General features: G+C 62.5%; 13 protein-coding genes. 8 read left to right on the top strand and 5 right to left on the bottom strand.

Features of this window, described 5'->3' with window-relative positions:
* Nucleotides 1–2: 2 nt before the first annotated feature.
* Nucleotides 3–1,442, top strand: coding sequence for a GAF domain-containing serine/threonine-protein kinase (locus J2S96_RS03615; RefSeq protein WP_306859975.1), 1,440 nt, complete (start codon nt 3–5; stop codon nt 1,440–1,442).
* On the opposite strand, the gene J2S96_RS03610 is transcribed toward J2S96_RS03615, so the two are convergent.
* Nucleotides 1,410–1,739, bottom strand: a complete 330-nt coding sequence (locus J2S96_RS03610; protein WP_306859974.1) for a MerR family transcriptional regulator — start codon at nt 1,737–1,739, stop codon at nt 1,410–1,412. The two genes, J2S96_RS03615 and J2S96_RS03610, sit on opposite strands and share 33 nt — an antisense overlap.
* 128 nt (nt 1,740–1,867) lie before the next feature.
* Here J2S96_RS03610 and J2S96_RS03605 point away from each other — a divergent pair, with 128 nt between their 5' ends.
* From J2S96_RS03605 to J2S96_RS03595, 3 genes are all read left to right on the top strand, one after another.
* Complete coding sequence (locus J2S96_RS03605; RefSeq protein ID WP_306859972.1) at nt 1,868–2,293, top strand: Hsp20/alpha crystallin family protein; 426 nt, start codon at nt 1,868–1,870, stop codon at nt 2,291–2,293.
* A gap of 246 nt (nt 2,294–2,539) precedes the next feature.
* Nucleotides 2,540–2,959: a J domain-containing protein gene (locus J2S96_RS03600; protein ID WP_306859970.1), complete on the top strand. Its 420-nt coding sequence runs from the start codon at nt 2,540–2,542 to the stop codon at nt 2,957–2,959.
* 59 nt (nt 2,960–3,018) lie between these two features.
* A complete protein-coding gene (locus J2S96_RS03595) occupies nt 3,019–3,396 on the top strand; it encodes a hypothetical protein (RefSeq protein WP_306859968.1) in 378 nt (125 codons plus the stop codon).
* Between the two features lie 318 nt (nt 3,397–3,714).
* Here J2S96_RS03595 and J2S96_RS03590 read toward each other — a convergent pair whose 3' ends face one another.
* Together J2S96_RS03590 and J2S96_RS03585 are read right to left on the bottom strand one after the other, a co-directional pair.
* A complete protein-coding gene (locus J2S96_RS03590) occupies nt 3,715–4,383 on the bottom strand; it encodes a hypothetical protein (RefSeq protein WP_306859966.1) in 669 nt (222 codons plus the stop codon).
* Nucleotides 4,384–4,962: 579 nt separating this feature from the next.
* Nucleotides 4,963–5,904, bottom strand: coding sequence for a LysR family transcriptional regulator (locus J2S96_RS03585; RefSeq protein ID WP_306859964.1), 942 nt, complete (start codon nt 5,902–5,904; stop codon nt 4,963–4,965).
* A 122-nt stretch (nt 5,905–6,026) separates the two neighbouring features.
* Here J2S96_RS03585 and J2S96_RS03580 point away from each other — a divergent pair, with 122 nt between their 5' ends.
* From J2S96_RS03580 to J2S96_RS03565, 4 genes are all read left to right on the top strand, one after another.
* The gene (locus tag J2S96_RS03580; RefSeq protein WP_306859962.1) at nt 6,027–7,019 is read left to right on the top strand and encodes a DUF1852 domain-containing protein; all 993 of its coding nucleotides are present in this window, start codon (nt 6,027–6,029) and stop codon (nt 7,017–7,019) included.
* A 20-nt stretch (nt 7,020–7,039) separates the two neighbouring features.
* Entirely contained in the window at nt 7,040–8,086 is a 1,047-nt protein-coding gene (locus J2S96_RS03575) for a methionine synthase (protein WP_306859960.1), read from the top strand.
* A gap of 2 nt (nt 8,087–8,088) precedes the next feature.
* Nucleotides 8,089–8,661, top strand: coding sequence for a flavin reductase family protein (locus tag J2S96_RS03570; protein ID WP_306859958.1), 573 nt, complete (start codon nt 8,089–8,091; stop codon nt 8,659–8,661).
* A gap of 260 nt (nt 8,662–8,921) precedes the next feature.
* Nucleotides 8,922–9,638 carry a YoaK family protein gene (locus J2S96_RS03565; protein WP_306859957.1) on the top strand — a complete coding sequence of 239 codons (717 nt, stop codon included), beginning with the start codon at nt 8,922–8,924 and terminating at the stop codon, nt 9,636–9,638.
* A gap of 1,130 nt (nt 9,639–10,768) precedes the next feature.
* On the opposite strand, the gene J2S96_RS03560 is transcribed toward J2S96_RS03565, so the two are convergent.
* Both J2S96_RS03560 and J2S96_RS03555 read right to left on the bottom strand, forming a co-directional pair.
* Nucleotides 10,769–11,725 carry a carbohydrate kinase family protein gene (locus J2S96_RS03560; protein ID WP_306859954.1) on the bottom strand — a complete coding sequence of 319 codons (957 nt, stop codon included), beginning with the start codon at nt 11,723–11,725 and terminating at the stop codon, nt 10,769–10,771.
* A gap of 115 nt (nt 11,726–11,840) precedes the next feature.
* Nucleotides 11,841–13,145, bottom strand: coding sequence for a NosD domain-containing protein (locus J2S96_RS03555; protein ID WP_306860622.1), 1,305 nt, complete (start codon nt 13,143–13,145; stop codon nt 11,841–11,843).
* Nucleotides 13,146–13,345: the final 200 nt, after the last annotated feature.

Raw genomic sequence — 13,345 nt, 5'->3', positions numbered from 1 at the left:
TAATGAACATCCAGGCCAATGCCGGCAACGCAGTTCCTCTCCTTGCCGGTAGATACCGCGTTCTTGAGCGCATCGGGTCCGGAGCAATGGCGACCGTGTACCGGGCAACAGACGAGCTTCTCGGGCGGGACGTAGCGGTCAAAATCATCACGAGGCCGGCCCCACGCGGGGGCACGGCTGGCGAGAGTGACGATGAAGTGAAAATCCTTGCCCGCATGCAGCATCACGGGCTCGTCACCCTTCTCGATGCCGGGGTGGACCGCAACGGACCCGGAGAGCCTCGGGTCTATCTTGTGATGGAGCTGATTGAAGGGCCGGACCTGAAGCAGCACCTGACCCGCGGTCCGCTTGGCCTCCGCCACACGGCTCAGATCGGGCATGACCTCGCCGATGCCTTGGCCTACATCCACCGCAACGGCGTGATCCACCGGGACGTCAAACCTAGCAACATCATGATCTATGACTACCATCCGGACGACACGAGGATGCGCGCGAAACTGACGGATTTCGGCATCGCGCTCATCGCGGAAGCGCCGGAAGACGTCGACGGCGGATTATTAGGGACCGCCGCCTACCTCAGCCCGGAGCAGGCCCGCGCCGAACCCGTCACTCCGGCCAGCGACGTATATTCTCTTGGCCTGGTGCTCCTGGAGAGCCTCACAGGAAAAGTAGCCTTCCCTGGAGATCCGCTGCAAAGCGCCGTTGCCAGGCTGTTCCAGGACCCGCCCATCCCTGCGGACATGGATCCGGAATGGAAGACCCTTCTGGCCACGATGACGGCAGCGGACCCGCAGGACCGGCCCATCGCAAGGGAAGTGTCGCTGGCGCTGTACGAGCAGACCACAGCCGGCCGCGGCAGGCACAAAGTGGACCCCTCCATCATTCCCGTCGATGAACAAGCGCGAATGGCCGCGGTACATGAGTACCAGGTCCTGGACACGCCGCCCGACGGCGCCTACGACAAAATCACGGCGCTGGCAGCCAAGCTGTTCAACGTCCCTATAGCAATTGTCAGCATCGTCGACCATGACCGGATCTGGTTCAAGTCCCACCACGGGACCGCCGTCGAGCAGATCGACCGGGACCCGGGCCTGTGCGCCTCAGCCATCCTCCACGGCGACGTCTGGGTCGTGGAGAACGCGGCCGAGGACCCCAGGACACTCTCCAATCCCCTCGTCGCGGGAGATTTCGGCCTCGAATTCTACGCAGGCGCCCCCCTCAAGACCCGGCAAGGCCACAACCTCGGAACCCTGTGCATACTCGACTTCGCCCCGCGGACAATGTCCCCGGCCGACATGTCCACCCTCCAGGACTTGGCGGCGTTGGTCATGAACGACCTCGAACTCCGCCTCGAAAACCGGAAAACAAGCAAGCCTTTCCGGCCCCTTGAGCTCGGGATCGGCTCCTGCCTACAGGCGCGGGCCGGCGTCATCGCTCCCTGAGCGATGCGGCCGGTTTAAGGCGGCAGCCAACTTCCGTGCCAGACGGCGGTTCTCGGCTTCAAGTTCGAGGACCAGCCGGATCCCGGCCAGGTTCAGGCCATCTTCGAGCAGGGCCCCGATACGGCGAAGAATGTCCAGATCCTGTTCGCTGTAGCGGCGGGTCCCCCCGACGGTCCGGCCAGGTTCCAGCAAGCCTTTGCGCTCATACAGCCGGAGATTCTGCTGTCCGGTCCCCACAATTTCGGCCGCGACGGAGATGGCATACACCGCCTCGCTTGGCCCGATACTCGATTTCACCCGCACCTCCTCAAAAATTCCGAAAGCCCCTTGCTTCAGTTTCGCATCCGGTGCTATAAAAAATCTATACCAGCCACGACAGATAAGTGGACTGGGACGGAACCGAAATGACCTGCAAGGAGGAGACCATGCTGATGCGTACCGACCCGTTCCGCGAGCTCGACAGGCTCGCCCAACAGGTCCTCGGCACCACAGCCCGGCCGGCGGCCATGCCCATGGACGCTTGGCAGGAAGGGGAGGAATTTGTCGTGGCGTTCGATCTGCCAGGGGTCGACGTCGATTCGGTGGACATCGACATCGAACGCAACGTCCTGACCGTGAAGGCCGAACGCAAAGACGCTACGGGTGAGGATACCGAGCTGATCGCCGCCGAACGGCCCCGCGGCGTCTTCAGCCGCCAGCTCATCCTCGGCGATGCCTTGGACACCGGCGGAGTCAGGGCCAGCTACGACGCAGGGGTGTTGACGCTGCGGATCCCCGTGGCCGAGAAAGCAAAACCGCGCCGCATCGAGATCGAGTCCGCGAAGTCCTCGCGTCAGGAAATCAACGCCTGATCCCAGCAGTGATCAGGCCGAAAGACCGGGAGCATTGAACCGACCGCCGGAATAGTCAAGGGCGATACAGAACAGTCACGCCATGGCGCCTGTTGCGCACAGAAGAAAGCGGTCCCCGACGATGCCTCCCGCACCGGTGGTCCCCGGCCGACGGCCGGGGACCATCACCACCCGTCACCACTTCTGCCCTGCCCGGATGCCTTGCCCGAACGCCTGCACGGACAGTAAACATCGGAATCCCGGACCATGGAAAGACACATCCCGGACCCCTACCAGGTTCTCCATGTTGGACCTTCGGCTACGCCCCGTGAGGTTGCGCGCGCTTTCCGGACGCTGATGCGGAGCCGCCATCCCGACATGAGCGTTCCCGAAGCCTCGCCCGGCACTCCGGCCTCCAGGGCCCAGGAGCTGCAGGACATCATGGAGGCCTACGCACTACTGCGCGACCCCGCCAAGCGCGCCGCCTACGACGAGCAGCGGCCCACCCCCACGCCGCCCGCGGTTGCACGCCCGGCCAAGGCTCGCTCCCATGCCCCTGCTGGCCCGATCATCGGACCGGTCCTGATCATCGGCCCGGTGCGATGGGAAAGCCCGCCCGCACGGGCACGCTACCCTCAGGCCGGTGGCTCCCGGGCTTTCTTCAACCCGTGGTGGATACGCCAATAAAGGCACCGCGCACGTCACTGCGATCAGTTCCCGATCCCGATCCCGAAAGGAAACCCTAGATGAGCGCCTGGCACCCGTACGGCGAGCAGCTGATGCCAGTATTTTACGAACGGTTCGAACAACGCTGGGGCAAAGGCACAGCACCGTTCCTGGACCCGGAACTACACGAACAACCCCTGCCCCGGGCCCAATGGATCAACCCCGATACCGGTGCCGCGGTAGCCGTGGTGCCCATTTGGAGTGAAGACCCGCAGCACCGTTCATTCGGAGTTTTCTACCTCCCGCCCGCCGGGGACATCTGGGTCCTGCGCCCCGGGCACACCGCCTATACGGATGTGGGACAAACGAACACCGAAGAACAAATCGCGCTTCGTAACGACGCTTTCAGGAAAGCAGTCAACCACGCGAAGGAGTTCATCTACGGCGCCCAGCCGTAGAGGCGACTTCACCGAGCGTTCGGTGAAGTTCGTCCAGGGAGGGCGGATTGGCAGCTCCCCGCAGGCTCCGAATAATCGGATGAGGCGAGGCCAGTCAGGTTCGTCCGAGGAAGCCCCGACCAGAAAGCCCACAAGGGGAACATGCGATCGACACCGGTGAAGCATCTGCAGGCCCGGGAGCAGGCCTGGAAGCATAGCCTGAGCTTTCAGGAGCGACAACGTGGTCTTTCCAGAACCAGGTCCACCCAGGACCAGAACTCGACAATCATTGTCGAGAGCGTCCCGAGCCGCCTCAGAGAGCGCTATCTCCACTGGCGATTACTCCGCTGATTCCGTAGCGGCTGGCTGCATAGAATCGTCTTGATCATCCAAGTCCAGCTCGACGTCGGCTCCTAATTGCTCATCGATCGTGAGAAGCGCGTCTCGAATGAATGCGGGGAGCTCGCTCTCAGCCTGGCACTGGTCGATGAGGATACCCGTATATCCGAAACCGAAATTGTCGCCCCTGCGGGCCTTCAGGACCTTCGCGGCCAGGGTCGCTAGGTCGGCGTCGGCTACTTGGTCGCAAGCGTAGGCACAGTTGGCCGGGTAATCGTCGCGCAGTACGACTTCATCAAGGAAGCCCCGCAGCACGCGCGCAGGAACCTGCTTCACGAGGATCTGTTCAATTCCCAGCTCGGGTGATTCCCAGAACTCGTCGAAGATCTGGATGTTCTCGCCTGCATCTTCGGGATCGGGTGCGTTCGGTTTATCCCGCATGCCATACTGTTCGACGTCGCGGACGGCCGCGGCGTGGAGGTCGATCTTGTCGGCCCGCCGGAGGAAGGTCGCGACGCCTTCGTTGAGCAGATCGGAGACGGCGGCGGGAAGCCCTGCGAACACCAGGCCCACGGGAAGCCGGTCCTGGATGAAGTGCTGGACGCTGGCCGCGAGCTGGGAGATTTCGTTGCAGTTGGCGGCGTGGATTTCATCGACTGTGATGATCAAGCCGCTGCCCTTTTCGTCGAGGAGCTGCAGCAGGTTTTCGCCGAGTCTGCGCCAGGCGACTTGTCGTTCTGGTCTATGAGTTTCTGTGAGCTTTGTGAGTATTGTGAGTTTGCTGAGTTGCAAAGCAGCCGCCGCACCCGGTCAGCCAAACTCACCAAACACATACAGGCTCACAGGTGTTGCCGGTCAGGCCTCATTCAACCGTGCGGACACGTCCCGCCACCTCGAAGAACGGGAGAAACGATAGCGTCAAAAAACCGACTTGCATGGCCGTCCCCGACTACACCCCCAAATGCGTGAGCCACTTAACCTTCTCCCGCCCGCGAGCCCGTACGTCGCCAACATCAGTTTGCGGCTCAATGGCCTCCACGGGTGGCGGCCAGGAGGGCACCGCGGCCTTACAAACCCGGTCTGGATGTCCCTGGCTGGATCGCAACCTCGCGGAACAGGCCCGTTTCCTCGCTGGCGTCCGCCTCGGTCATGCCAACGACGGCGACGGGCATATACGACGCCAGCAACCCGCTCGGCTGCAACAAACACGGCCAATCATCGAAGGGGTAAGACCCCGCTCAACTGCAGTCAGTCGAGTAGCGCTACGCCGAACTCAGCGACGACGGCCCGCAGTTCCCCGAGGTAGCGCTGCGCCTGATCGGTGAGCGGAATCGCGGCGTGGCCGATCCAGCCGATCTCGATGCGTTCGTCAACGTCGAGCGGGATGGCGACGATCTCCGGGTCGAGCTGCCCGCTGATGATGCCCGTCGAGATCGTGTAGCCGTGGAGCCCGATCATGAGGTTGAAGATCGTCGCACGGTCAGAGACCCGGATCTCCTGCTTACTGGACAAGGTGGAGAGAATCTCCTCGGCGAAGTAAAAAGAGTTGTTCGCACCTTGATCGAAGGTTAGCCGCGGCAAGCCGGCGAGATCGGCGAGAGTCGCACGCTCTTTTGAGGCGAGCGGGTTGTTCCGTGAAATGAAAATGTGCGGATCGGCGAGGAAAAGCGGTGTGAACGCGAGCCCGGATTCCCGGAGCAGCTTGTCGATGATCTTCCGGTTGAAATCGTTCCGGTAGAGGATGCCTATCTCGCTGCGGAGTGTCCGGACATCCTCGATGATGTCCCACGTGCGGGACTCGCGGAGCGAGAACTCGTATTCGGCCACCTCAGTGCCCTTGACCATCCGGACGAAGGCGTCCACCGCGAACGAGTAGTGCTGCGTTGAGACCCCGAGCAGACGTCGCGTCGGTGGCCTGCCAAGGTAGCGCTGCTCGAGGAGAGCGAACTGCTCGACGACCTGCCTCGCGTAGCCGAGGAACTCTGCCCCGTCGGCGGTGAGGGTGACCCCGCGGGCGGAGCGAACCAGGAGTGCACGGCCCACCCGTGCCTCAAGGTCCTTCATCGCTGCGGACATGGTCGGCTGCGCGACGTAGAGAAGATCGGCAGCCGCGGAGATCGACCCCTCAGCTGCAACTTCTATGAAATAGCGGAGCTGCTGCAGGGTCAGTCCGCTCGAAATCTGCGCCATAGGAAAATTCTATATGAACGCATAGTAACGCCTAGTTACTTGATACCCCCTGAAAGGCGGCACCATGGACACGTCCCCTTCTGAAAGGCCGTCTCCGGCCCATCTTCAACGATTGGCAGCGCATGGCCGACGACTTCACCTTCAGCATTACCACGACCCGCTTCGACGAGGACTACTCCCCGTCGGAAGGCTCCCGGATCACGACGAACTTCGCCAACCTTGCACGGGGCGAGCACCGTCAGGAGAACCTCCGCAACGCCTTGACCATGATTCGGCGCCGTTTCAACGATCTCGCAGACTGGGACAACCCGGACCGGGACCGCTACACGCTCGAGCTTGAGATCGTCTCCGTGCAGATGCAGCTCACCGCGGAAAGCACGGATCAGCAGTTCCCGCTGTTCGAGGTTCTCGACATCCAGATCGTCGACCAGCGGAACGGGGTCCGCCACCAAGGGATCGTCGGGAACAACTTTTCCTCCTACGTCCGTGACTTCGACTTCAGCGTCGTACTGCCAGCGGCAGCAGCGGACTCAGGCAAACCCGCCGTTCCCGAGGACTTCGGCGATCTTCACGGCAAGCTGTTCCAGCACTTCCTCGATTCCCCGGTATGCCGGGAACGCTTCCCGCAACCGCCAGTGGTCTGCATCAGCGTCTCCACAAGCAAGACGTACCGGCGAACCGGGAACCGTCACCCGGTCCTGGGCGTCGAGTACCAGCAGGACGAGTTCTCGCTGACGGACGCGTACTTCGCAAAGATGGGACTGCGGGTCCGCTACTTCATGCCACGCGGCAGCGTTGCGCCGCTCGCCTTCTATTTCCGCGGCGACTTGCTCAACGACTACTCCAACCTGCAGCTCATCGGCACGATCAGCACCATGGAGACGTTCCAGAAGATCTACCGCCCCGAGGTCTACAACGCGAACTCCGCCGCTGCCGCCGTCTACCAGCCGACCCTGGGCGAGCAGGATTACTCACGGACCCAGATCGCTTACGACCGCGTCGAGCGCGGTCAGCTCGCGATCAAACAGGCGAAGTACACGGAGGAGCACTTCATCACGCCCCACAAGGATCTGTTGGACCAGTGGACCGCCAACTACCCCGCTCTCGTCAACTGACCCACGGAGAATCGTCAATCATGAACACACTTTTGCCCACCACCGTTGTCGGTAGCCTGCCGAAACCATCGTGGCTCGCACAGCCGGAGACTCTTTGGTCCCCGTGGAAGCTGGAGGGAGATGCGCTGGCCGAGGGCAAGCATGATGCGCTGCGCATCGCCATCCACGAGCAGAGCCTGCGCGGCATCGACATCGTCAGCGACGGCGAGCAAACCCGCCAGCACTTCGTCACGACCTTCATCGAGAATCTCAGCGGGGTCGACTTTGAACAGCGCAAGACCGTGCGCATCCGCGATCGCTACGACGCGAGCGTACCGACCGTCGTCGGACCGGTTCGACGCGAACGGCCGGTATTCGTCGAGGACGCAAAGTTCCTCCGCGCAACCACCGACCGGCCGATCAAATGGACTCTTCCCGGTCCAATGACGATGGTGGACACGCTCTACGATGACCACTACAAGAGCCGCGAGAAGCTGGCCTGGGAGTTCGCCACAATCCTGAACCAGGAGGCGAAAGAACTGGAGGCGGCCGGCGTGGACATCATCCAGTTCGATGAACCCGCGTTCAATGTCTTCCTCGATGAGGTCAAGGACTGGGGCGTGGCTGCGCTTGAGAGAGCGGCAGAAGGACTGCGTGCGGAGACCGCCGTGCATATCTGCTACGGCTACGGGATCAAGGCGAATACTGACTGGAAGGCGACGCTCGGCTCACAGTGGCGGCAGTACGAGGAATCGTTCCCGCTGCTGCAGAGCTCCAGCATCGACATCATCTCGCTGGAATGCCAGAACTCCCACGTACCCATGGACCTCATCGAGCTCCTCCGCGGCAAGAAAGTCATGCTCGGGGCAATCGACGTCGCAAGCGAGACCATCGAGACCCCTGAGGACGTCGCCAACACCCTCCGGAAGGCCCTGCAGTTCGTCGATGCGGACAAGCTCATCCCCAGCTCTAACTGCGGCATGGCACCGTTCCCCCGGGACGTCGCACTGGCCAAGCTGAGTGCTCTCAGCGCAGGGACGAACATCGTTCGCGAGGAACTCGCCCGCTCCGCCCCCAAGGCGTCATAACGATGTTTCACGCTTACCCCGCAGACACCTGGCTCGAGGCTCCGAAGAAAAGCTTCCCGTCCTCCCTCTCGGCCGACGACTTCAAGGCACTGTTCCGTGGCCACCCGGGAGGTGTCGCCGTCATCACGGCGGATGCCGGCGAAGGACCGGTGGCACTGACGGTATCGTCGGTCGTGTCAGTGAGTGCGGAACCTCCGTTGCTGATTTTCTCGGTCTCGGCACTGTCCTCTGCGTCCGAGGTGCTTTCGCGCGCCCAAACCGTCGTCGTGCACCTGCTGGACGCGCACGACGTCGACTTGGCGAAGTTTGGAGCGACCCCCGGCGCCGACCGCTTTGACCAGACGCACCTCTGGTCGCGCCTTGCAACCGGCGAAGCGGTGTATGACGATGTCCGCGCCTGGGTGCGCTGCGCCGTCATCGATCGCATGGAGGTGGGGACCTCCACAATCATCGCCGTTCACGCCCTAGAGTCCCGCGTGATGCGTGACGTCCAAGCGGGCGAACCCGGCGACGCTCTGGTCTACCACAACCGTTCATGGCACCGTCTGGGCGAGCATTCCAAGCTTGAAGGCTGAGCGCCGCGCCAACAATGCTGGGTAGCAAGCCGAACGGCCCACGGCGGCGGGAGCATAACTCCCGCCGTCCGGGCTTCGTGGTTGGCGGCATGGACGCACAGATGGCCAACGACCACATCCTTGCCGAGGGCCTGACTGACGATGACACCCGGAGCGACCGCATCGCCTTAGTTGCCAGCCAGTCCATCTAAAACCACCAAAAAGCATGTCCGAGGGGTGGTCATAGAGACCACCCCTCACGACGAAGGATCCCTTAAACCATGACATCAGCCGTAGCCAGCCCAGGTACCAAAACCGCCTCTACCCCGCAAGAAAATGCGTCGTCTCCGGAGAGGTTCCGACTGATGCTCATGATGGCCCTCACGCTCGTTACAGGTGTGGTTGACGCGGTCGGCTACCTTGGACTTGATCACGTCTTCACCGGAAACATGACCGGCAACGTGGTGATTCTTGCGATGTCGTTGGCCGGGGCGGCGAACCTGCCAACTTTGGGCCCACTGGTAGCACTTGGCGCCTTTCTCCTGGGCGCGGCGGTCGCCGGATTTACGCTCCAGTCAAGCCCGAACGGCTGGAACCGCAGGGTCACGCTCCTTCTCACAGCGGGTTGTATCGCGTTGACGGGAACCGCCGCCATCTCTCTCACCGTGGAAGACGTCGGCCGGCAGTCCATTGGTGTCATTGTTGCCGCCCTTATCGCCATGCACATGGGCTCCCAGGCCCTGATTGCGCGGCATTTGGGCGTACGAGACATGACCACAGTGGTCATTACTTCCACCATGACTTCCCTCGCCGGAGAATCACTTGTGGGCAAACAACGGCCCCGGTTACTCAACCGACGGCTGGGCGCCGTCCTCGCTATGTTCGCCGGGGCCGCCATCGGAGTACTCCTGCTCCAGATCCATCTCAGCGTCCCGATCAGCCTCGGCGTCGCCATCACCGCCGCTGTGACGGTCCTGGGGAGTCGCCGCTGGCATTGATGCGGTACATCCCACCGGCCATACCGCACCACGGAGCGCGGACGATCGGGGAATCGATCACAGCTTCCCCGACATGTGTCCAGGCGGCCTGGCGCCGAACGCTCGTTGTCAAAAAGCGCTGTTCTTCGGTCACGTCCCGTTCTGATCCGACGCATCCAAAGCGGCCTTTGGAACTGGTTAAAACCGGACTCAACACCGAAGCCGGGCGGTCTTCGGTGTTGGCGAATCTACATCAATTCCAGTGATCTCATGCCTCAGTCCCCGCTGCCGCCGGAACGTGAGCTTGCCTGGAATTCGGCATTGGCCGCATGAGAGCGCGGCGCCCTTAACGTGCTGGAGGATGCCGGGCTGGTGCACCGCGAACTCACGCGTGGGACCTTCGTGTACTTCTGCTACCCCGCAAGCCCGTGGCAACCCGGATCAAACGAGAACACCACTCCAATGCTCCGCCAGTATATGGCTGGCGGAGCGGCGGGCGTCCCAAAGGACAGGGCCTCGGCCAGGGCTGTTCTCCCCAGTTGTTTTGGGCTGTGAGAGAAGTAACGCGGTGGTGACCGCCAGAGGCCTGCCCACCTGTATGGATCGAGCATGGGAAAGTTTCCGGGGGGAACACGCAACGCGAGTGCTTGGCAGCGCTTCCCGCACCGCAGTCCCCGACGACGGAGGTGTTAGCCCGGGTGCAGCGGCATGTATGATCCGGCCGGAAGCCACGAACGTCGTAAACGCGCAGTGCCTTCGTGTCCGAACTCTGCGGCGGTTGCGCCTTGGCCGCGATTGCTCACGCCTTTTGGCCCACTTTTATGATGGCCACCGGAGATCGGCTCACACTCCACCTGTGGGACTTGGACGAGCGAGGGCGGCCGCGGCAACTGTGGTCCGTTGTTCCGGATCCGGTGTGCTCTGCCCGCTTTTTTCGAGCGCGGTTAGCAGACGGACGTGCCTGTCCAGCGGTCTCAATGAGCTGGTCTGCGATATCCGGTGCACGACGGTTCCGGGCAGCACGATGCCTCGGAGCATGCCGACAGCCGGTGGCAGGCGGCGGGTGGCGGTGGCGGGAGTGTGGGCCTGGCAAATGCGGCGGTCGGGATCCGCGCCGGACTTCATGGCTCAGGAATGCCGGATTCGATGCGTCATCGGACGCCAATGGGTTGTTCTTGCCCATTCAGACCTGTCTGGAGTTCGTCCATGGAAGGTGGGTTGGCGCCTCGCCGGCGCACGGTGAGCGCGGCGGCCATGGAGGCGGTGTGTCCTATTCGTTCCAGGACGGCCGGTGCGAATCCTTCGCCGGTGCGGCTGAGCAGTCCGAGGATCAGGGCGGACATGTAGGAGTCGCCGGCGCCTATGGTGTCGGCGACGTGTGATGCGACGGCGGGGATGCTGAGTTGCGTGCCGGCTGTGGTCAGCAAGGACCCTGAGGATCCGGCGGTAATGACGGCGAGTTCGGCGCCGAGCGCGAGTATCCGGGCCGCGGTGTCTTCCAGCGGCGTTCCGGGATACAGCCACTGCGCGTCATCGTCGCTGAGTTTGACGACGTCTGTGAGCGGGACGATTTCTTCGAAGGTGGTTTTGGCTTCGTGGTGGCTTCCCAGGAGGGCGGGTCTGATGTTGGGGTCATAAGTGACCAGGCAGGAGTGGTGGCATTCGAGGATCAGGGAGCGGACTTCGGCGGCTCCGGGGGCAAGGAAAGTCGCGATGGAGCCGGTGTGGAAGATCTTCGGGAAGTGGTTCGGCGTCATCGGGGTAAAGTCCCAGTTGATGTCGAATTCATAGCGTGCGGACCCGTCCTTTGCGAGCGTGGCCGTAGCAGTTGCAGTCCTGCCCTGGGAGATTGACCCCGGCAATAGCTGCACGCCAGCAGCGCTCAGGTGGTCCCTCATGAGACGGCCGTGCCGGTCGTCGCCGATTGCGGTCAGAAAGCCGGTGCTGACGCCGAGCCGGCCGAGCCCGTACGCGACGTTCGCGGGGGATCCCCCGGGGTGTTTAGCGGTGCCGGCCGGGGTGGTGACGATGTCGATGAGGGATTCCCCGGCGACGATGACGTCGAGTATCGAGGGAAGTTGGGAAGAGTGCGGATCAGGGACGTTCACGTTGTTCTTTCTATCGGTCCGGAATGGACGGGTTTTGGAGGAAACCTTGTCGGATCCCGTCACGGGTGTGAGTGCCGGTGACGGCATCCGACGGGGGTCGCGGATGGCGCTTTGTTCAGGGGGTTGGCCGGATCGCGGTGTCCGCGCTGTATGAGGTGATGGTCGAGGCGGCTCCGCTGTCCAGTACCTTCGAGTGGGTCGTTGATGCGTCAAGAACCACGTGTTGGGCGGGTATGTTGGCGATGACGTGGTTAAGGGCGACGACGTTGCTGTCCCCGCCTGCGATGAGGATGATGGTGGGCTGCACATTCGCGGGCGTGATCTTGGCGGGAGGGACGTCGAACGCGAAGATGTTGTCGGAGATGAAGTTGTTGTCCCCGCTGACATGGAGGACCCCGTAGAGGTCATCGAGCCCGTTCGTCCTGCCAAGGAAGGGCGGGAAACCCTCGGTTCCGCGCCTGAAGTGGTTGGACGTTACCAGGTTCTCTTTGCAGCCGTTGAGGAAGCGGATGATGCCGGGGTAGAAGCCCTGCAGGCGGTTGGATGTCACGGAGCTCCTCATGCATCCCGTGAATTCGATCAGGCTCCTTCCTCGTGGAAACAGGTTGTTCCCGGTGACGAGCAGTCCTTCATGGTTCTCCGCAAGGATCGTGACACCGTCCGGGCCTGCTCCCATGAGGTTGTCGCTGACGATCGTCGCTTGGCCTGCGCCTGTGAGTTCGACGCAGTTCCCGCATTCGGCGATCATGTTGTCATGCACTCGCAAGGCGTCGGCGCCGCGGACAATAAGGGCGTGTTCCAGGTAAACGAATCCCATGCCCGTGATGTGCAGTGAATCGTTGTCTGAGGCGACTTCGATTCCCGTCCGGCCGTTGTGGTAGCTGTTTTCATCAGGTGTGAAGCTGACTCCGTCGAGGCAGAAGTCACGGAACACGATTCCGGACAGGCGCGGATTGCCTGTCCGGCGCACGAGGAATGCCTGGGGTGTGGAAGCGGCTGTGAGGACGCGGATGTGGCTGCCCCCGGGTTGGAGATCCAGCCACCCGGAGGTGTCTACGTTGCTGGCGATGCTTCGGGAGAAGAACCCGTGGCCGAATCCGGCGATGGTTAGAAAGCTGATGTCGACGACCACCTGGGTGCGCAGCTCGTAGTCTCCCGGCGGGATGAAAATGACGGCTCCGGGTTTCCCGTCGGGGCGGGTCTGGCGACGCTTGATATCGCCGATGATGTCGTTGATGACGGCGCCGATATCGGACTGGGCCGTGATGTCCGGATGCCCGTTGATCTTCCAGGAGTTCACGTCGTAGGCGTTGGGCGAGTCGAACAGCGCCCCTTTGGCCCCGGCGTCGGCATTCGCGTTCTGTGGCATTCCCATCGTCAGGGCTGCGGCAAGGGTGCCGGCGGCGCCTGCCCCGATCATGCGACGGCGGCTTGGATTGGCCGCGCTTAGGTTCTTTTCCTTGGTTCGTTCCACGGGTTTTCCTCCATGCAGGTCAAAGATTGCTTCGTTGGGATTTTGAGGGCGTCCGCCGGCACAGTGCCAAAACGATTCTTCTCCGGGACTGGGAAGAGCCTATGAGCGGCTTCACAGCACTGTCAACGCCAAAATAACGGCGGCCC

Origin of the sequence: Arthrobacter bambusae (assembly GCF_030812595.1) — a bacterium.
Classification (GTDB): domain Bacteria; phylum Actinomycetota; class Actinomycetes; order Actinomycetales; family Micrococcaceae; genus Arthrobacter; species Arthrobacter bambusae_B.
Note: the sequence above shows the minus strand (reverse complement) of the source record. Positions and strands in the feature narration are given on the sequence as shown.

What these genes read in the sequence shown, in the direction of transcription:
- J2S96_RS03570 (WP_306859958.1), top strand. Translation starts at nt 8,089, where the DNA reads ATGTTTCACGCTTACCCCGCAGACACCTGGCTCGAGGCTCCGAAGAAA.
- J2S96_RS03565 (WP_306859957.1), top strand. Translation starts at nt 8,922, where the DNA reads ATGACATCAGCCGTAGCCAGCCCAGGTACCAAAACCGCCTCTACCCCG.
- J2S96_RS03575 (WP_306859960.1), top strand. Translation starts at nt 7,040, where the DNA reads ATGAACACACTTTTGCCCACCACCGTTGTCGGTAGCCTGCCGAAACCA.
- J2S96_RS03585 (WP_306859964.1), bottom strand. Translation starts at nt 5,904, where the DNA reads ATGGCGCAGATTTCGAGCGGACTGACCCTGCAGCAGCTCCGCTATTTC.
- J2S96_RS03605 (WP_306859972.1), top strand. Translation starts at nt 1,868, where the DNA reads ATGCTGATGCGTACCGACCCGTTCCGCGAGCTCGACAGGCTCGCCCAA.
- J2S96_RS03615 (WP_306859975.1), top strand. Translation starts at nt 3, where the DNA reads ATGAACATCCAGGCCAATGCCGGCAACGCAGTTCCTCTCCTTGCCGGT.
- J2S96_RS03595 (WP_306859968.1), top strand. Translation starts at nt 3,019, where the DNA reads ATGAGCGCCTGGCACCCGTACGGCGAGCAGCTGATGCCAGTATTTTAC.
- J2S96_RS03600 (WP_306859970.1), top strand. Translation starts at nt 2,540, where the DNA reads ATGGAAAGACACATCCCGGACCCCTACCAGGTTCTCCATGTTGGACCT.
- J2S96_RS03555 (WP_306860622.1), bottom strand. Translation starts at nt 13,145, where the DNA reads ATGATCGGGGCAGGCGCCGCCGGCACCCTTGCCGCAGCCCTGACGATG.
- J2S96_RS03580 (WP_306859962.1), top strand. Translation starts at nt 6,027, where the DNA reads ATGGCCGACGACTTCACCTTCAGCATTACCACGACCCGCTTCGACGAG.